This is a genomic window from Colwellia sp. Bg11-12, assembly GCF_014076955.1.
GTDB lineage: Bacteria > Pseudomonadota > Gammaproteobacteria > Enterobacterales > Alteromonadaceae > Colwellia_A.
On record NZ_JACGUZ010000086.1, the window covers coordinates 187306 to 205502 of the forward strand.

The 18197-nt window shown below is 38.2% G+C and carries 14 protein-coding genes; 8 read left to right on the forward strand and 6 right to left on the reverse strand.

The window, feature by feature from the left end:
* Window positions 1–23: 23 nt before the first annotated feature.
* Entirely contained in the window at window positions 24–2474 is a 2451-nt protein-coding gene (ppsA, locus tag H4J39_RS18860) for a phosphoenolpyruvate synthase (protein WP_182229857.1), read from the forward strand.
* Here ppsA and H4J39_RS18865 read toward each other — a convergent pair.
* From H4J39_RS18865 to fdhF, 3 genes are read right to left on the reverse strand one after another with little or no spacing between them, the layout of a single operon-like run.
* Entirely contained in the window at window positions 2457–3296 is an 840-nt protein-coding gene (locus H4J39_RS18865; protein ID WP_182229858.1) for an FAD/NAD(P)-binding protein, read from the reverse strand. The genes ppsA and H4J39_RS18865 overlap by 18 nt on opposite strands.
* On the reverse strand, window positions 3289–4308 hold the full coding sequence (locus H4J39_RS18870) for a 4Fe-4S dicluster domain-containing protein (RefSeq protein ID WP_182229859.1): 1020 nt from the start codon (window positions 4306–4308) through the stop codon (window positions 3289–3291). The genes H4J39_RS18865 and H4J39_RS18870 overlap by 8 nt, the downstream gene beginning before the upstream one ends.
* A gap of 1 nt (window position 4309) precedes the next feature.
* The gene (fdhF, locus tag H4J39_RS18875) at window positions 4310–6400 is read right to left on the reverse strand and encodes a formate dehydrogenase subunit alpha (protein WP_182229860.1); all 2091 of its coding nucleotides are present in this window, start codon (window positions 6398–6400) and stop codon (window positions 4310–4312) included.
* Between the two features lie 174 nt (window positions 6401–6574).
* Here fdhF and H4J39_RS18880 point away from each other — a divergent pair, with 174 nt between their 5' ends.
* Together H4J39_RS18880 and H4J39_RS18885 are read left to right on the forward strand one after the other, a co-directional pair.
* Window positions 6575–7408, forward strand: a complete 834-nt coding sequence (locus H4J39_RS18880) for a formate/nitrite transporter family protein (protein ID WP_182229861.1) — start codon at window positions 6575–6577, stop codon at window positions 7406–7408.
* 350 nt (window positions 7409–7758) lie between these two features.
* Window positions 7759–8106, forward strand: a complete 348-nt coding sequence (locus H4J39_RS18885) for a hypothetical protein (protein WP_182229862.1) — start codon at window positions 7759–7761, stop codon at window positions 8104–8106.
* A 93-nt stretch (window positions 8107–8199) separates the two neighbouring features.
* Here H4J39_RS18885 and H4J39_RS18890 read toward each other — a convergent pair whose 3' ends face one another.
* The gene (locus H4J39_RS18890; protein ID WP_182229863.1) at window positions 8200–8535 is read right to left on the reverse strand and encodes a DUF5335 family protein; all 336 of its coding nucleotides are present in this window, start codon (window positions 8533–8535) and stop codon (window positions 8200–8202) included.
* Window positions 8536–8656: 121 nt separating this feature from the next.
* Window positions 8657–9535, reverse strand: coding sequence for a DNA-binding protein (locus H4J39_RS18895; RefSeq protein ID WP_182229879.1), 879 nt, complete (start codon window positions 9533–9535; stop codon window positions 8657–8659).
* Between the two features lie 140 nt (window positions 9536–9675).
* Here H4J39_RS18895 and H4J39_RS18900 point away from each other — a divergent pair, with 140 nt between their 5' ends.
* The 4 genes from H4J39_RS18900 to H4J39_RS18915 all read left to right on the forward strand — a co-directional run bounded on the left by H4J39_RS18900 (window position 9676) and on the right by H4J39_RS18915 (window position 15143).
* Entirely contained in the window at window positions 9676–11031 is a 1356-nt protein-coding gene (locus tag H4J39_RS18900) for a glutaredoxin domain-containing protein (RefSeq protein ID WP_220462258.1), read from the forward strand.
* A gap of 210 nt (window positions 11032–11241) precedes the next feature.
* Complete coding sequence (locus H4J39_RS18905) at window positions 11242–11697, forward strand: c-type cytochrome (RefSeq protein ID WP_182229864.1); 456 nt, start codon at window positions 11242–11244, stop codon at window positions 11695–11697.
* A gap of 43 nt (window positions 11698–11740) precedes the next feature.
* Window positions 11741–12178 (forward strand): universal stress protein, encoded by a 438-nt coding sequence (locus H4J39_RS18910; protein WP_182229865.1) that lies wholly within the window; start codon window positions 11741–11743, stop codon window positions 12176–12178.
* A gap of 250 nt (window positions 12179–12428) precedes the next feature.
* Window positions 12429–15143 (forward strand): HAD-IC family P-type ATPase, encoded by a 2715-nt coding sequence (locus H4J39_RS18915; RefSeq protein ID WP_182229866.1) that lies wholly within the window; start codon window positions 12429–12431, stop codon window positions 15141–15143.
* Window positions 15144–15221: 78 nt separating this feature from the next.
* Here H4J39_RS18915 and H4J39_RS18920 read toward each other — a convergent pair whose 3' ends face one another.
* Window positions 15222–16178: a patatin family protein gene (locus H4J39_RS18920; protein WP_182229867.1), complete on the reverse strand. Its 957-nt coding sequence runs from the start codon at window positions 16176–16178 to the stop codon at window positions 15222–15224.
* Between the two features lie 1052 nt (window positions 16179–17230).
* On the opposite strand from H4J39_RS18920, the gene H4J39_RS18925 reads away from it, so the two are divergent.
* Complete coding sequence (locus H4J39_RS18925) at window positions 17231–17938, forward strand: helix-turn-helix domain-containing protein (protein ID WP_182229868.1); 708 nt, start codon at window positions 17231–17233, stop codon at window positions 17936–17938.
* Window positions 17939–18197 lie beyond the last annotated feature (259 nt).

The window sequence follows — 18197 nt, forward strand, 5'->3', positions numbered from 1 at the left end:
ATCAAAAAATAAGGAACAACATAATGATTAATAGCGCTAATATTTCTACTCATATTAATAGTCCTTACCTCTATTGGTTTGATGAGTTAACCATTGCCGATGTCGCTAAAGTAGGCGGTAAAAATGCGAGTCTAGGGGAAATGATCACGGCTATGTCGAAAAGTGGCATTGCGGTGCCTACAGGTTTTGCCACTAGCGCCCAATTATTTCGTGACTTTTTAAGTCAAAACGACCTTGATGAACTTATTAAGCAACACTTACAATCATATATTGCCGGTGCTAAAAGTTTAGCATTAACGGGGAAAGCTATTAGGGCATTGATCAGCCAAGGAGAGTTCACAGCAACGCAGCAAGAAGAAATTTGTAGCGCCTATAAAGAGCTTTCAAAGCGGATTTCTAAAGAACATTCTCAAGAAAAAGAACAATACAATATCAGTGTCGCGGTTAGAAGCTCAGCCACCGCTGAAGATTTGCCTGAAGCGAGTTTTGCCGGTCAGCAAGAAAGCTATTTAAATGTTACTGGTGAAGACAATTTGCTTGAAGCTTGTCGTCAATGCTTTGCTTCACTTTATACTGATAGAGCAATCGTTTACCGCCAAGAACAAGGCTTTGACCATCAAAAATTGGCGCTTTGTGTTGGTGTTCAACAAATGCTTAACTCTCATTGTGCTGGAGTGATGTTTAGTCTTGACACTGAAACAGGTTTTCCTGATGTTGTCGTGATAAATGGCGCCTGGGGGTTGGGTGAAACCATTGTTAAGGGGACAGTAACACCCGATAGTTTTATGGTTTATAAGCCTTTACTTAACCAAGAACACTTGCGACCTATTATTGAAAAAAACTGTGGTAACAAACGTCAAAAAATGCTGTTTTCCTCATCACTACAACAGCCAACTATTACCCTTGATACGAGTGAGGATGAGAGAGCGACACTCGTTCTTAAGGACCATGAAATTCTAATCCTTGCTCGCTGGGCAGTAAAAATAGAGCAACACTATGGCTGTGCTATGGATATGGAATGGGCGAAAGACTCTGTTACTCAGCAACTTTATATCGTTCAGGCGAGGCCTGAAACAGTAGAGTCGCAAAAGGTTGGCTCAGTATTAGTAAATTATCAGCTAAAAGAAGAATCAACAGTGCTTGTTCAAGGGGCAAGTGTCGGCAGCGCTATTGCTACAGGGAAAGTATTTAAAATAGATAGCCCTAAAGATATCGATAAATTTCCAGATGGGGCGGTTCTAGTGACGCAAAAAACGGATCCTGATTGGGTGCCAATTATGCGTAGAGCGGCAGGAATTATAACGGATAGTGGCGGGCCAACAAGTCATGCGGCTATTGTAAGTCGCGAGTTAAAAGTAGCCGCTATTGTCGGTTGTGAAAATGCCACACAGTTATTGCAAAATGAGCAAGAGGTGACGTTAAGTTGCGCACAAGGCTCTATAGGAAAAGTATATCAAGGCAAATTAGCTTTTGAAGAACATGCGGTTAATTTAGCTGATATACCAAAAACTAAAACAGATATTATGATCAATGCGGCCATGCCTGATGGTATTTTTCAGTGGTGGTCATTACCCGTTGCGGGCATTGGTTTAACGCGCATTGAATTCATTATTTCTAGCCAAATTTGTTTACATCCCATGGCGTTGATACAGCCTGAAAAAATAAGCGATGACAAGGTGCGCGCTAAAATAGACCAATTAACCCAAGGGTATCAAAATCCTCCTGATTATTTTATTGATAAACTTGCTTTAGGTGTTGGTAAAATCGCAGCGTCGCAATATCCTAAACCTGTGATTGTGCGTATGTCAGATTTTAAATCAAATGAATACCGAGGTTTATTAGCGGGTGAATTTTTTGAAATTGAAGAAGAAAACCCTATGTTAGGGCTACGTGGTGCCTCTCGTTATTATCATCCGCTTTATCGAGATGCTTTCAAACTAGAATGCAAAGCCATTATAAAAGCTCGTCAAGAGATGGGCTTTGATAATATTATTGTTATGATCCCCTTTTGTCGAACGCCCAGTGAAGCTGACCAAGTATTAGCAGTAATGGCAGAGGCAGGACTCACTCGTGGTCTTAATGGTTTGCAGGTTTACGTTATGTGTGAAATCCCATCAAATATTATTTTAGCTGAGCAGTTTGCCCAGCGTTTTGATGGATTTTCTATTGGAAGTAATGATTTAACGCAATTAGTGTTGGGTATAGACAGAGACTCCGTCGAATTAAAGCCCTTATTTGATGCGAGAAATGAGGCGGTGAAAATCATGATTGCGCAAGTGATCCAAGTGGCTCATCAGCACCATTGTAAAGTAGGGATCTGCGGGCAAGCGCCATCTGATCATCCTGAATTTGCCGGGTTTTTGGTGAAAGCTGGTATCGATTCAATTTCCTTAAACCCAGACTCTGTTGTTAAAGCAAGTATTCATATCGCTAAGGCCGAGCAAAAGCAATTATCCCTAAACGAGGGATTGTAACTCCTGCCAACTAAACGTAGGACCCTTTTTGCAAACATAGTGTGCATTTAAATAGCAATGACCACAAAGCCCAACGGCGCAATGCATACGTCTTTCAATGGCGAGAAAAATAGTATCACTGGTCATTCCTTTATTAACCAACTGTATTGCGGCGCGATGCATCATTATTTCGGGGCCGCAAAGGAGTGCTGTTGCTGGTGGCTTGGTAAAACCAGCCATTGCTGTATCTACTATATCTAGTGGTGTCCCTTGGCTTTCATTTTCGGCTAACGTGTATTGATCCTTTATTTCATCTAAGGTGTTATAAATTTTAATATGCGTTTGCCAACGTTCTCGTTCAGGAGACAATAGTTGCGCTTGCTTGCTTTGTGCCCCATAAACTAATACGACCCGTTGATCATCTGCTAGATTATCAATCAAACCATTAATTAAATTAACTAAAGGTGCTAAGCCGCAACCACCAGCAATAATAATAATATTTTTGCCAATAACTTCCTCTAACGGCCACCCACGTCCAAAAGGACCACGAGCACCAAGAATTTCGCCTCTGGGCAGGGTAAATAAAGTATGGGTAAGTTTACCCATTTGACGAATTAAAGCACGAAACTCTCCTTGTTCATTAGGAGGCTCAGTAAAAGTAAAAGCGGCTTCACCAATACTGGGGACATTGAGCATAAAAAACTGTCCAGGTTGGGCACTTTGCCAGTCGTACGTTGTTGCGTGGCTAGTTATGTTGCGCAAGCGAAATTGATAATGACGAGCCTTTTCACCATCATCAATATAATCCACTAATTCAATTGCATCTGGAGTATGATTAAGCATCGCTATTAATCCTTTTCATTACGCTATGTATGCCAATAACACCGGGGCAAGTTTGCTCGCAGCGGCCACATCCTACACAGCCATGGCGGTTAAATTCAGTGAAAAACTCATTGCCAAATTTATGGTGCCAAAATCGTTGAACTCTTTTACCAGCATCGCTTGAAGGGTTGTGAAAACTGGCTTCACGTTGAAAACCTTCATAAAGGCAAGAGTCCCAAAAACGTTGCTGTTTTATCACTTTTTTCTGCTCCGATTCAACAGTAATACTGCGAGTGCTATAACAAGAACAAGTAGGACATAAGGTGGTACACCCCGAACAGCCAAGGCATTGCACCGCCAGTTGCTGCCAAAATGAATCCTTAATTTCGCCGCTATTAAGCTTGTCTATCGCTTGAGTAATATAAGTATTGTCAGGAAAGTCTTGTTCACATTGATGTATAACGAGATCGCGTTGAGTTAATAAATGCCAGTGCGCGACGCTAAGTGCTAAGCCTTTAACTGCTTCACTACCTTTATCACTCGTCGTGATCACTAACCATTGTTGATTTTCTAAAGGATGCAAAATAATGTCAGCACTGTGCTCTCTAACCCCTGGCCCCGCATCAACCGTTGGACAAAATCCTTGCTGACATGGCTGTATACAATCAAGTCCTACGAGTAAACATTGTTGACGCCTTGCTTGATAATAAGGGTCGTCTTTAAAAAATTTATCTTGGTAACTGATGGCAGTAAGGTCACAGCTTAGTGCACCAAATAATACAAAAGGAGCAGGTTTTGGTAGCGTTTCTTGAAAATATTCACCATTAAAAATCAGTAAGTTTTCATGTTCAGCAAAGAAAAAATCTTTAGCCGAGCTTTGGGGCAGCTTGGCAATAAGGGGGGCATTACCTGCTTTAGTTTGCTGTTGCCAAGAACACTGCCCATTGTCATCTTCGATGACTTGATAAAGTTGATGTTCGATGAGTAAATGTTGCTGTAGCAAGTCCAAATTATCTAGCAGATAAATTTCCATATTATTGCTCCCCTTGTAGTTGTTGTATTGTTTTAGGGGGTTGTCCTTTGGCTAATGGGGTTACCGCAACGGCACAAGCTTTAAGCTCAGGCATTTTGGTGACAGGGTCTTGTGCAGTATTAGTCAGCTGATTAGAGGGCGCTTCTTTAAAATGATAAGGCATAGCAACTAAACCAACAGGTACATCGTCACTGAGCATAGCGCGAGTTTCAACATAGCCGCGACGAGACTTAATACTCACTGGCGCTTGATGGGTAATATCGAGAGCGTGAGCATCAATAGGATTAATAAAGAGTAGGCCAGGCGGTGTTTCTCTTTCTAATAAAGGAGATTTACGCGTCATTGAGCCACAACCATAGTGAAAATGTAAACGGTTAGTGGTTAATAATAGTGGAAAGAGGTCATCGATTGGCTCATCGATATCAACGTGATTAACGCGAATAAATCGTGCCCTACCAATAGGAAAACTTTGTTGATGTAAAATAGACGTGCCCTCTGGAGCATCAAAGGTGCATGGCCATTGTAAGCCTGAGTTATCACTAATTTTTTGGTAAGTCATCGCTTGATAATCAGGAGTTAACGAGGCCATCTCATTAAATACTTCCTCGCTGTTTTGCCAGTTTAGTAACTGACTACCCATTTGCTTGGCGAGCGCTTGTAACCATTGCCAATCACCTTTAGCTTCACCCAGTGGTGCTAAGGCTTGATTTACTTTTTGTACGCGTCGCTCGCAATTGGTAAAGGTACCGTCTTTTTCGGCGAAAGAAGCTGCAGGTAAAATAATATCGGCCAATTTTGCCGTTTCGGTCATAGTGAGTTCGGCGACCACTAATAAATCAAGATTCTTTAAAGACGATTTCACATGATTTTGATCAGGGTCGGTTACCACAGGATCCTCCCCAAAAAGTAGTAAGGCGTGAAAATGGCCTGATTGAGCCGCTTTAGTCATGCCAAGGGACGTTAACCCCGGCTGCTGAGCTATTTTTGCTCCCCATGCGTTGCTAAATTTTTCTTGGCTTTCTAATTCAGCTACCGCTTGATAACCGGGGAAAACATTCGGTAAACAGCCCATGTCACATGCTCCTTGCACGTTGTTTTGTCCTCGCAGTGGGTTAACGCCAGTACCTACTTTACCTATATGACCGCAGCTTAATGCTAAATTAGCCAGCGAGATAACATTGTTAGTGCCGCTTACATATTGGGTTATGCCCATGCCGTAGAAAATCATCGCGCGTTTTGCTTGGCTATAAGCCTTTGCTGTGGTGCGAATTAACTCAGCGCTAACGCCTGTAATACTCTCAACTGATTCTGGGGTTATATCTTTTACATGCAGTGCTAGTTGCTCAAACCCCTGAGTACGTGACGAAATAAAGTTTTTATCGAACCATTGCTCTTTTATGATGACATGCAATAACGCGTTGATTAACGCAATATTACTGCCGAGTTTTAGTTGTAAATGCATGGAGGTTAGCTTGGCAAGGCGAGTTACTCTGGGATCAACAACAATCAGTTCAGTACCTTGAGCGTGCGCTTGCATGATATGCCCACCCAAAATACTATGGTTTTCGGTAGGATCAGCGCCAAAAACTAATATTAAATCAGTGTCAAAAATGTCTTTGGCGCTATTGGTCATAGCACCAGAGCCTAAAGATTGTTTTAGACCTGCAACCGTTGGGCTGTGACAAATTCTGGCGCAATGGTCAATATTATTGGTTTTTAATACCGCACGGGCAAATTTTTGCGCGGCATAATTATCCTCATTACTGGCTCTAGCGCTACTAATAATTCCTACAGTTTGACTACCTGACTCATCAATTATCGAGGTTAACTCACAAGCTATGGTGGTTAATGCTTCTTGCCAGCTAATAGGATAAAAATTTTTGTTGATACGCTTTAATGGTTGAGTTATCCGTTCATTGGTATTAATAGCGTAAGGAGTGCTCCAACCTTTTTCACAGAGTTTCCCCTGACTTATAGGATGGTTTTGTTGTGGCTCTACACTCAGTAGTTGACCTTGCTCATTTATTTTTAAACACATGCCACAACCAACGCCGCAAAAAGGACAGATTGTTTTAACGAGATCGGCACACATAACAACACCTTCTTATAATCCATTTATGTCACCAGTGTAGCAGTAAGTATTGGACGTTTTTTAGACTAACTATTACTTGCCTGATTTAAATCAGGCGATGCTTACTTTAGTTAGGTTGCTCACCTTTATAAAGCTAAAGTAAAATCACTAAGGTATGTTACTAAGGAAATAACTATGTCTGAAATATTTGGCTCTGATGCCTTTTCACCTAAAGAAATTGCTCAACGGGTAAATGATGTCGGTGTTGTAAAAGTGCATTTACCTTTTCTATCTTTGTTCATGTTAGGTGTACTTGCAGGTGCATTTATAGGTTTGGGAGCGCTTTATTTTGTCTTAATTAAATCAGATGCTTCCCTTGGTTTCGCTACTAGCCAAGTGGTTGGCGGTTTGGCATTTTCTTTAGGGCTAATCTTGGTGATTGTTGCTGGCGCAGAATTATTTACGGGTAATAATTTGTTAGTAATGGCGTGGGCAGAGGGGAAAATAACGAGTGTAGAGCTCCTTAGAAACTGGATTATAGTTTGCTTTGCTAACTTTGTTGGTGCTGCAGGCTTGGCGGTATTAGTGTTTCTGTCGGGTCATACCGAAATGAATAATGGCGCAATTGCTGATCAGTATATAAAGATAGCGATGGTAAAAACCGCGATGCCATTTTGGAGTGCTTTTTTTAAAGGAGTGTTATGTAATGTACTAGTGTGCATAGCAGTATGGATGGCTTTTGCAGGACGTACTGTTATCGATAAAGCGATAGCCATTGTTTTTCCTATTTCTGCTTTTGTTGCGGCAGGTTTTGAACACTGTATTGCTAATATGTATATTATTCCGTTAGCCATGTTAGAAAAAGTTTTTAATACCACAAGCTTAGTGGCAGAAACGGTTACTTGGGCTGGTTTTTTTAATAACTTATTGCCGGTTATATTGGGTAACTTAGTGGGTGGCAGTCTGTTAGTGGGCATTGTTTACCATATTATTTATCGTAGAAACAATACGCCACCTAACGAAAAATAAGTTTTTTGGCCTACACCACATTAAAAAATTTAGGGATGATAAAAGGCTTCTATTTACCCAAAGAACTTAACATAGCAACAGGCCTTTGAGTAACATGGCTCGAATGTTTCATCTGAAACCAGCTCAACCTGCTTGCTGTTGATTTTTACTCGTCAGTTTAGATATTATTTTACTTATGCATTAGCCGTTTTGATATGAACTGTGCACTTACTGACATTAATCAGTTCATGATCAAAAGTGTTTTGGTAAGTTTTGCGTGTGTCTCATCAATTGTTGATGTTACTTCATTTTAATCGCTTAAAAAATAAGACGTTTATTTATTTTAATTTTAACAAAGCTATGGATCACTTATGAAATTTCGTATATTGAGAAACGTACCCTCTAACTTGGTTAAAGAAAGAGTACCCACTAAATATAAAGATCTTGCTGTTACCTGCGAATCGCAACTTCTAAATACCTGTTCTTTGATTATCTTCCCGCATGACAAACGAAATGTAGTGAAAAGTGGTCTGGTAGAAAAATCATTAAAGAGTCTTGGGGAATCGTCTGATCCTCAATTGGTTGTTGTAGGAAGTTGTTTTTCTGTTGAAGCGACAAACTTGCTTAATAGAAAAAATGCGGTATTCATCTCTTTGTTTGAGGACCATAGAAAAGACTCCTATCAAAATAAGCTTCATTTAGAACATGTGCGATATTAGTATAATATGTTGATCAACACACAAAGTTGATCAATACAAAAAATTTGCTTTGCGTTAGTTGAAAGTAAATAAATCAACCTAATTATTGATGTATTACGGGCGCGGGACTAAAAATGGGTCTTTAAATTTAACAACATTCTTTTTAACATTATCATCAAGAATTTCGATTGCATTCATAACACCTTGGTCCTGTTGAAAAGAAATAGTTAATGGTGACTTTATCAAGTGAACCAGATGGTCACACACAATTTTAACCGTATCTTTTTTATTGTCATAAATCAGCTCTATTAAGGTCATGTCTCTGGCTTTAAATAGATCTCCGATACTTTCTCCTATTATTTCCACGTGAATTGTTTTGTTCTCTAATTCTATTGAAAGCTGATTTAGCAAATATTGCCAATTGAAAGGTTCTATCTCATATTTTGTCATTTACTTATTTCCTTAATGATAGTTTGCCGGTATCAAACTAAATGATGTAATTGATCACTTGAGCAATATCAGTCGCACGTTTATTTTTTGGATAAAGTGCCAAAAATATTAATGGTTTTGTTTATACAGCCTGCTTTGATGTTTCGTAAAATATTCGACATTCATATTCTCTACCCCTGACTACGCGTTTCCCTGTGTTATTACCATGGGTCTCAGTTACAACGGTATGGTGGCCTTCTTGGTGGTGATTATCATAGAAAAAAATAACCACCCAATCAAAAATTTTGTCTAATTTATGCGCACGTTCGGTATTTGAATAAATAGCAGTGAAATGCCACTTTTCCTGTGTTACATGCAAAATAGGCAGCCATGCTTTATTTTCTAAATTAAATCGTTTAGGCGCAATAAGGGGTAATTTTTTTGCTTGAGCTTTAGTGCGGTATTGGGCATCAATTTTTAGTAACAGAGAAACACTCGGGCCAATTTTTTTTTCATCGAATCTACTGGTATAGCCGCTGAGATTTTTATTTCGCGCATTAAAAATATTAGAAAGCCAGTCAGTTATTGCTTGTTGGCGTTTTTTTCCTAAACCTTCAACCTGGTTTAGTTGGCCTGTGTGAACGGCACTTTCCAGTTCTTCTAGTGTATTAACATGAAGTTTGTCATGAATTCTTTGAGCCAATTCTCTGCCAACTGTTGGGATCACCTGATATAAAGAGACAGGATCTGATGATCCTTGCAAGTTTTCTAGTTTTGACATTCGACCCGTACTTATATGCTCGTAAATCAAATAAGCGATACCGGTACCGATAGTGGGAAGATGAATAAGTCCTTGGATACCTTGTTCTTCGAATAATACTCTAAGGTCTCGTGGTAAATTTTCTATTGTTTGAGCGGCATGCAAATAGGCTTGACAGCGAAAATAATTAGCGTCTTGTTCTTTGAGCAACGCTGCTATCTTACGAAGGTTTTGAGCAACTTTTTTATTAAAGGCTGTCATCAAAATCTCTCCATATGAATATAAGTGACATTTACTATATAAGAAAATAATAAACGTGCACTGATTTGGATCAGTGTAAATTAGCGAAGATCACAACATCATCAACGCTCACTATTTGAAATACTCATCGAAGCGTGATTATGACTTATTGTATTTATAGCATGGGGTTACCGGTTCCTGTCAGAGATGACCGTTTAATGATCAAAAAAGAAGTAGAACCATTATCGGCGCTTGCTAGAACAAAAAAACTTTCGGATGAAGAAAAGAATATTTATCAAGAATTAACAGATAATTCTACTCCGTCCGATACACATGTAAACGTTATTAATTCAACGCTATTAGTGGTTTTATTTATTAAATGTTACTTATTATTTGCCTTGTTATTTTTTACTATACCCACAGCCTATGCGATAGAAAATCAAACAAATGTTGTTGAAAAGCCTTTTCTTGAAGTGTTCGTTCGCGAGGGCTGCCCGCATTGTGCAGAGGCAAAAAAATTCTTACCTATTTTAGTAAACCATTATCCGTATTTACGTATAGTGATCCATTCAATTGACAAGAATAGCGTTGCAAGGGAAGCGCTCATCTCACGTTCAAAAAAAGCGGGCGTATGGCCACCTGGCGTGCCAACATTTATTTTTGGCGATAAAATTCATGTTGGTTTTCATAGCGCTGAAGATACGGGTCCAGAGTTAGTGGCACTGTTGAGTCGGGAAGTATCATCACAAATAAAAACAGTCATACAGCAACCACAACAGAGTATTGATTCTCAAGTGCTAGGGAATATAAGTGTTGAGCGTTTTGGCTTACCCGTATTTACCTTCGTTATTGGCTTGCTTGATGGTTTTAATCCCTGCGCTATGTGGGTTTTACTGTTTTTACTCTCGCTCTTAGTTCATTTACACGACCGAAAGAAAATGGCCATTATCGCGGGTACTTTTGTGCTCGTTAGTGGTCTGGTTTACTATGCGTTTATAGCGGCTTGGCTAAACCTTTTTATTTATATTGGTCTATCAACAACAGTGGTGAGAATGTTGGGAGGGCTGGCGTTATTGATGGCTAGTTTAAATATCAGAGATTTTTTCAGTCAAAGAATAAAATTTTCACTCTCTATTCCCCAAACCGCAAAGCCGGGCCTATATTCGCAAATGAGAAAAATCATCAATGCTCATGCTTTATGGCTTTCGTTATTGGGAGTCATTGTTTTAGCGATTGTTGTCAATTTCATTGAATTATTGTGTACGGCAGGATTTCCGGCGTTATATACGGCAATTTTGACTCAACAAGAGTTATCGATGCCGATGTATTACGGCTATATTGGTCTCTATATTTTGGGTTATATATTGGACGATACCCTAGCTGTTTCCATTGCGGTTATTGCGTTAAGTAGCCAAAAACTATCTATTGAGGCAGGCCAACGCTTAAAATTAATAAGTGGTAGCGTCATGTTCATATTAGGACTTGTTATGTTGTTTCGTCCATCGTGGTTGAGTTGACTTTTTTATTCACAAATACAGCGTGTTAACTCGATAAAAAGGACTTTATATTAATAAACTGATCTATATCAGTGTCACTCAAGTTTTTTGGCGTAGTCTACAACGAATGCTTTGTATTCCATTATTTCATGCGAGCCGTAATTAGGTCAGTGTTCACCCGCTATATGGACAAAAAATCCATATAGCCCAAGCAATTATAATGAGGTATTTATGAAAACGTTAATTATCGGCATTTTTTTTTTATTTATTTTCACCATAGTCAGTTGTGATAATGGCCCTGATTCTCCTAGAGGATTTAGTTTACCGCAAGGAGACGTTGCCAAAGGTAAAGCGGTATTTTTGAAATATGAGTGTTTGTCATGCCATATTTTAGAAGGAGTACAGCAACCTGATATTAAGAATACCGACAACATCTCAGTTAAGATTGGAAGAAAAACGACTAAGGTAAAAACTTATGCGGAACTTGTGACGGCTATTATTAACCCTTCTCATAGTTTTTCTAGTGGCTATGCGTTTAAGTTAATTCAAAAGGATGGCAAGTCCTTAATGAAAAATTTTAATGACGTAATGACGGTTGCAGAGTTGGTTGACTTAGTCGTTTTTTTACAACCACAGTATGAATTAGTGCCTTACTCTCCAACTAGGTATCAATATTACGGTTATTAAACTTAAACTTTCAGATAACATCAACAATATGACAGGTAAAAAAATGACTAAACATCTATACATAGTAGGGATCGATGGCAGTGAATGTTCTGAAAGAGCAGTGGAACGTGCAATTAATCTTGCTGATAAATCGGGTGACCGTGTCAAATTAATTTATGTTCTAAATTGGATAGGGCTACAGCCAATGATGTATGAAGGTATTGGGCCACCGATAATAACGAGAGAGGAAGAAGAAGCCCGAATTGAAGAGAACATCATTAAACCTTTGTTAAAAAAATATAACCACTTAAACGTTCAGCTTGATAGTGAGCTTTCTTGGGGGGAACCAGCTGAAATATTGCTCAACAAAGTTAAGCATGAGCATGCCAATATGTTATTTGTGGGACGAAGAGGTCGCTCACCCTTTATCGATGCTTTATTGGGCAGTGTTGCAAATAAACTTGCCCATCGTGTTGGCATACCCATTGTACTTGTTCCATGATACCTATTTACAAGGCATGGAGTTTATAACATGAACATTATAGGTGTTTTCGGAGCCGTTATAGATGCCTATTCATCATTCATGGCGCGTGCATTAACTCTCTGGTTTAGTCATATCGCTTAATCACTAGCGATGAGAGACTGCACGTTCAGCCATGACAAACATTGATGTTATCTATCCCAGCATCTGGGTCTATAACATAAACGGAAAATCACTTTCATTTCAATTTTGGCTAAGGGTTTTATTAATAATGCAACAAAAAACGATTAAGCAGCTATTAGTAAATGCCCATAATATTCCCTTAGATGAACTACTAGAACAGCTTGGCGCCCGTGAGAATGGTTTAACTAGTGGAGATGTTAATCAACGTCGTGCGCAATTCGGCGCGAATGTTTTGGTGGTAAAAAAATCAAAACCTGAAATGTTTAAGTTTCTCTTACAGTTTAAAAATTATTTCGCTGTGCTATTGCTCATTGGTAGTTTACTTGCATTTTTAGCTGAAAATATTGACCCCGCTCAAGGGAATATTTACATTGCTTATGCCCTGTTAAGCGTAGTTTTTCTCAATGCCACTTTTACTTATCTTCAAGAACGCCACAATGAACATATTATGGAAAGCTTCCAAGATATGTTGCCTCAAATGGTTAATGTCTTACGCGACAATAAAACGGTGAATATTAAGGCCGTTGATGTCGTCGTTGGCGATATTTTGTTGTTGGATGAAGGCGATAGGGTGTGTGCTGATGCACGTTTACTTGAACATAATCAACTTAAAGTTGATATGAGTAGCTTAACTGGCGAGAGTGAACCACAACTGCGAGACCTTCAACCTTCGGATAAAAACCTGCTTAAAAGTCGTAATATGGTGCTATCAGGAACACTCGTTCAAAGTGGTAATGGTAAAGCCGTTATCTGTGCGACGGGGATGAATACTCAATTTGGTCAAGTGATTAAACTAACCAAAGAAACAGAGCAAACTGAAACACCCATCCGTAAAGAACTGCGTCATTTTATTCGTATTATAGGATTGATCGCCATTGTACTGGGGGTAAGTTTCTTTTTAATCAGCGTTGCTATGGGCAAAGGGCAAATTGCGAGTTTAATTTTTGCTATCGGTATTATTGTCGCCAATGTGCCTGAAGGCTTGTTACCTACCGTAACATTATCACTTAGTATGGCGAGTCAACGTATGGCGAAGAAAAATGCGCTAATTAAAAGCCTTGAGAGTGTCGAAACGCTAGGCAGCACTACCGTAATTTGTACCGATAAAACGGGTACACTGACTCAAAACAAGATCAGTGTTAGCTGTGTTGTACTTAACAATCAGATATTTTCATCACAAGATCGCAACATCTTAGCGCAAGCTGGACATCATCAACTCTTTGAAATAATGACCCTGTGTAATAACGCCCATATGATTAACATTGGTTACAGTGGCGACCCCACAGAAGTGGCCTTATTAAGTTATATTGAAGGCTTGTTTGGCAGAGAAACTGACAGGCTCGATAACAGAATAAGTGAGTTACCTTTTGACAGCGTAACTAAGCGAATGATCACGATAAATAAAATTGATCAGCAATCAAATTACCGTGCACTTTTAAAAGGCGCGCCAGAAACCGTTTTAGCAAAATGCAGTTTATATTTTGACAGTGGAGAGTCTAAGCCACTGACCGATAGTTCACGCCTTACCATTTTGAATAACTTTAAAAAGTTAGCGTTACGTGGAGAGCGGGTATTAGCATTCGCGTCTAAAACAATATCGACACCTGAGCTAAATAATGAGACTGAGTTTGTTTTTATTGGTCTTGTTGGCATGATAGACCCCGCTCGTCCTGAAGTCCCCGATGCAATAAAACGCTGTCACGATGCGGGTATAAAACTCATTATGATCACGGGCGATTATGGTATTACCGCTGATGCTATTGCCCGTCAAATTGGTTTAATTAAGGGGGAAGGTTGCATTATTATTGGCGATGAATTAAGCCAAATGTCTGCCAACGAACTATCAACATTACTGAGTAAACCAGAAATTATTTTTGCGCGCACCAGTCCCGAACAAAAGCTACAGATAGTCAATGCGCTACAACAACAAGGAGAAGTTGTTTGCGTCACAGGAGATGGCGTTAATGATGCTCCTGCCTTAAAAAATGCCGATATAGGTGTCGCCATGGGCATAACAGGAACAGATGTTGCCAAGGAAGCGAGTAATATGGTGTTAATGGATGATAATTTTGCAACCATTGTCAGTGCGGTAGAAGAAGGGAGAACTATTTTTGAAAATATTAAAAAGTTTATTGCTTACATTCTTACCAGTAATGTCCCCGAAATTCTGCCCTTTATTGCTTATGTGGTGCTGGACTTTCCACTTGCCTTAACGATTGTGCTTATTTTGGCGATTGATTTGGGCACCGATGTTATACCTGCTCTAGGCTTAGGTACAGAAAGGTCAGAGAGTGATGTGATGAAGAGGCCACCACGGCCCAGAGCCGAAAGATTACTCAGTCGAAATATGCTGATTATGAGCTATGGCATTGTTGGAATGTTACAAGCATTTGCTGGGTTTTTTAGTTTTTTTGTGGTGTTGCTCAATGGTGGTTGGCAATGGGGAGAAGCGTTAGCAAATAATGATATTTTATATCGCACCGCAGTTACTGCCTTTTTTGCCTCAATTATTATTTGCCAAATTGCAGATGTGATTATATGTAGGACACGTCGGCAAAGTTTGTTTACCGTTGGTTTTTTGAGTAATCGTCTGGTATTACTGGGTATTGCAAGCGAACTAAGCTTGCTAGCACTGATTAGTTATCACCCCGTCGCTAATGAGTTTTTTGCAACACAACCATTACAGGTATGGCAACTTTTACTAAGTGTCCCTTTCGCTATCTTGATCATATTGGGTGATGAAATCAGACGTTATTTTGTTCGTCGAGAAAACAGCTTTGTACTTAAGTGGTTAACTTGGTGAATAGTATATTGTCAGTATCTTGTAGACTTTTTATTAAAAAAAGCAGCCTTTAAATTGGGCGTTAATTATTAACACGAGTTATACAAGTTGATTAGCGTTACTTCTCGAATCCATAATAAATTTTTTGCCAAGTTCCTTACCCAGTAGATAATCATGTTCAAGTGTTTTTGTATTAGTGGTTGCCATGTTTGATTTTAGTTGTTGCTGTGGCGCAATTTGAAACGTTGTGACACCTCGCGGCGGCTTATCAATAAATGCGATACCCTCATTATAAGTGTCGGCAAAATTTAAAATGGATCGATGAATATTGGGTGAGTGTCGATACAGAAAACAACCAAGTTTTTTTTCTAGGCTATCTTTAGTTTCACGGTAACTTCTTATTCTTGAACGAATGATGACAATATCGGTTGCTCCTTCTAAATAAGCCTTTTTTACGGGGATAGGATCACCAATTCCACCATCAATTACACGTATACCAGCAAGATATACCGGATTACGATACAAAAGAGGAATACAACATGAACCCGTTAAAACGTTTAAAATATTACTCGCATTTGGATAAAAATAATCAGGCTGACCCGTTTCAGTATTAGTGCAGACCACAATGAATTTTTTATCATTATCTGCAAGATTTTTCATTATATCTACGGTGTTCAATGGGTGCATTTTAAGGCATTTTGTTGTCAGCCAATCTAAGTTAATGTAATGGCCACCACGCAAATAATTCCAGCTACTAATAAAGGCACCTGAAGTTGCACAATGCATGAGAACACGATAGTTCCTGAGGTATTGACCTGCTAAATGAGAAGCCAAACTCATAGAACCTGCAGACACGCCTAAATATAAGGTAAAAGGGTCGAAATTATTTTCATTGAAGCTGTCGAGTACTCCTGCTGCAAATATGTTACGCATGCCACCACCTTCAACGACTAAAGCAACTTTTTTTGTTTTGTTACTAGCATGATAACTGACGTTGCTCATTTGTCGTTTTGAAAAGGTTAATTGGCTCATTGGGTTACCTGTAATATCTTTCATTCTTTGACCATTGAATTCTCTTTTAAAAAGGGGGAATTGAATCGGGTTAAAAGGAAGGTTTAGTCTAAAATTCTACTCGTACCCTTCATCTTGAGGTGGTTTTAGGGTAGAGCACTAGTGATTGATTTTTATAATAAATAATTGAATTTAATGAATGTGCGTATGTCTCATCCTTGAATTACCTTATGTGTTTTACCCAGCTTTAATTTTACAGTGTCTACCAATACTGTGTTTGTTTTTGATGTGAGAAATCTTTTTTTACTTAACGCTTTGTCTATATTGCACATTATTTGTGCCCTATGGCCCATTATTCCATAAAGTTTCATTGCTTTGGCTTGTTTATAATCGATGAAGGCTTCCAACCTCATTTCAAGTAATTGGTTGGTTGTTTTGTCTTTTAGTGAGGTTTTTGTTAATGAACACTGATACACCACAATAAATAAAGCAATAATGATAAATAATGATAAATAATGATAGATAATGAAAACATAATTGATGTAAATGTCATTTTTGTACTCCAATCACAAACTACGTTAAAATCGATTTTAAAATGTCGCGTTTAATTCAAAGTAGCGACTCGATAAAATTATTTTTTTCATCGTGAGTTGGTCTTTTAAAATTCAGTTGATTAATTCTCATCACTGCACACTCAGTTTTTAGCACGTTCTTAATTTTAAGTTATTTGTATATGAAGTTAACTGACATTAATCAGTTAATTATATTTGAGGCTTTATTTTATTGTGGGGTATCGGCTATATACACGCAGGCTCAACTTACGAGAAGATCAATATATGGTTCAATACCAGAAAAACTCATGGTAACCATAGGTAAATTTACCCAAGATAAAAAGCTTAGTTATTATCAGTTGTGTATTAATAAAGCACACTTCCTGGTTGAAAAGTGTTCAATGATCAGGTTTTCCCCTATAAGAATACTTGGAGTTATAGTTTAGGCTTACTTTGTACTTGTTGAAAATTGATTTAAGCATATTTTAAAATGATATTTGGCATTATTTTTCAAAGTGAACTTTTCCAATAACAAGAGGGAATATTATGATTAACAATATAGGCAATACTGAGGTATTAAAGGATATTTGTAGTATGTGCATTAGGCATAATAGCTGTGTAGCATATAAAATAAAAAAAACACTGTCTAATTTTCCAACGCCAAAGCATCAATTATTTAGAGCGAGTGACTACATATTTCATGTAGGTGATAAATTAGAAAACTTATATGTTGTTAAATCAGGTTCTATTAAAACATTTATAACCAATCAAGTCGGTGAAGAGCAAATTTTAAATTTTCATGGCCCTAGTGACCTTTTGGGTATTGACGCATTACCTTTTCATAAAAATATATCTACGGCTGTTTCGTTAGAAACTTCCTCAGTCTGTTCTATACCCGTCGTTAAATTAGAAGAAGCATTGCAGCAATTATTACCGCCTTGGTTGTTTGAATTTGCTATTGATAAATTTAAACAACAGAACAGCAATACTTATATGTTAGGCAAAAAAAATGCAAATAATCGAGTTGCTGCCTTTTTACTTAAAGCTTCTGAAAATCATAGGGTTCTTGGCTGTTCAAGTACTGAGTTTGATTTAAGTATGTCACGTGATGATATTGGCAATTATTTAGGTTTGGCTTCAGAAACCGTCAGTCGTACATTAACAAATATGAAAAAAGATGGCTGTGTAAAACTAGAGAGACGACATATAACAATCGTTGATACGCAACACTTGCAGATGTTAGCCGAGAGTTAAAGATTAACAGTAAACGTTATAATTACTTTATCACACAAATACTAAAACAATAACTGACAAAAGTCAGGGGGATAAAGTCATCGCAGTGTTATGTTGTTGATGTGAGTATTAGACCAATTTTATTCAGTTAGTGTGTACTTTATTTCATCGAAAAAATGTAAAAAATATTTTTTTTGAAAATATTCAATCGTAAGTATAACTTTTAAATTTTTTCACTTTTTTTTTTCACCTTTTAATAAAATTAGAGTCATTCATTTAT

Excerpts from the sequence above, each read along its gene's own strand:
- ppsA (WP_182229857.1), top strand. The coding sequence starts at position 24 with ATGATTAATAGCGCTAATATTTCTACTCATATTAATAGTCCTTACCTC.
- H4J39_RS18865 (WP_182229858.1), bottom strand. The coding sequence starts at position 3,296 with ATGCTTAATCATACTCCAGATGCAATTGAATTAGTGGATTATATTGAT.
- H4J39_RS18870 (WP_182229859.1), bottom strand. The coding sequence starts at position 4,308 with ATGGAAATTTATCTGCTAGATAATTTGGACTTGCTACAGCAACATTTA.
- fdhF (WP_182229860.1), bottom strand. The coding sequence starts at position 6,400 with ATGTGTGCCGATCTCGTTAAAACAATCTGTCCTTTTTGCGGCGTTGGT.
- H4J39_RS18880 (WP_182229861.1), top strand. The coding sequence starts at position 6,575 with ATGTCTGAAATATTTGGCTCTGATGCCTTTTCACCTAAAGAAATTGCT.
- H4J39_RS18885 (WP_182229862.1), top strand. The coding sequence starts at position 7,759 with ATGAAATTTCGTATATTGAGAAACGTACCCTCTAACTTGGTTAAAGAA.
- H4J39_RS18890 (WP_182229863.1), bottom strand. The coding sequence starts at position 8,535 with ATGACAAAATATGAGATAGAACCTTTCAATTGGCAATATTTGCTAAAT.
- H4J39_RS18895 (WP_182229879.1), bottom strand. The coding sequence starts at position 9,535 with ATGACAGCCTTTAATAAAAAAGTTGCTCAAAACCTTCGTAAGATAGCA.
- H4J39_RS18900 (WP_220462258.1), top strand. The coding sequence starts at position 9,676 with ATGACTTATTGTATTTATAGCATGGGGTTACCGGTTCCTGTCAGAGAT.
- H4J39_RS18905 (WP_182229864.1), top strand. The coding sequence starts at position 11,242 with ATGAAAACGTTAATTATCGGCATTTTTTTTTTATTTATTTTCACCATA.
- H4J39_RS18910 (WP_182229865.1), top strand. The coding sequence starts at position 11,741 with ATGACTAAACATCTATACATAGTAGGGATCGATGGCAGTGAATGTTCT.
- H4J39_RS18915 (WP_182229866.1), top strand. The coding sequence starts at position 12,429 with ATGCAACAAAAAACGATTAAGCAGCTATTAGTAAATGCCCATAATATT.
- H4J39_RS18920 (WP_182229867.1), bottom strand. The coding sequence starts at position 16,178 with ATGAAAGATATTACAGGTAACCCAATGAGCCAATTAACCTTTTCAAAA.
- H4J39_RS18925 (WP_182229868.1), top strand. The coding sequence starts at position 17,231 with ATGATTAACAATATAGGCAATACTGAGGTATTAAAGGATATTTGTAGT.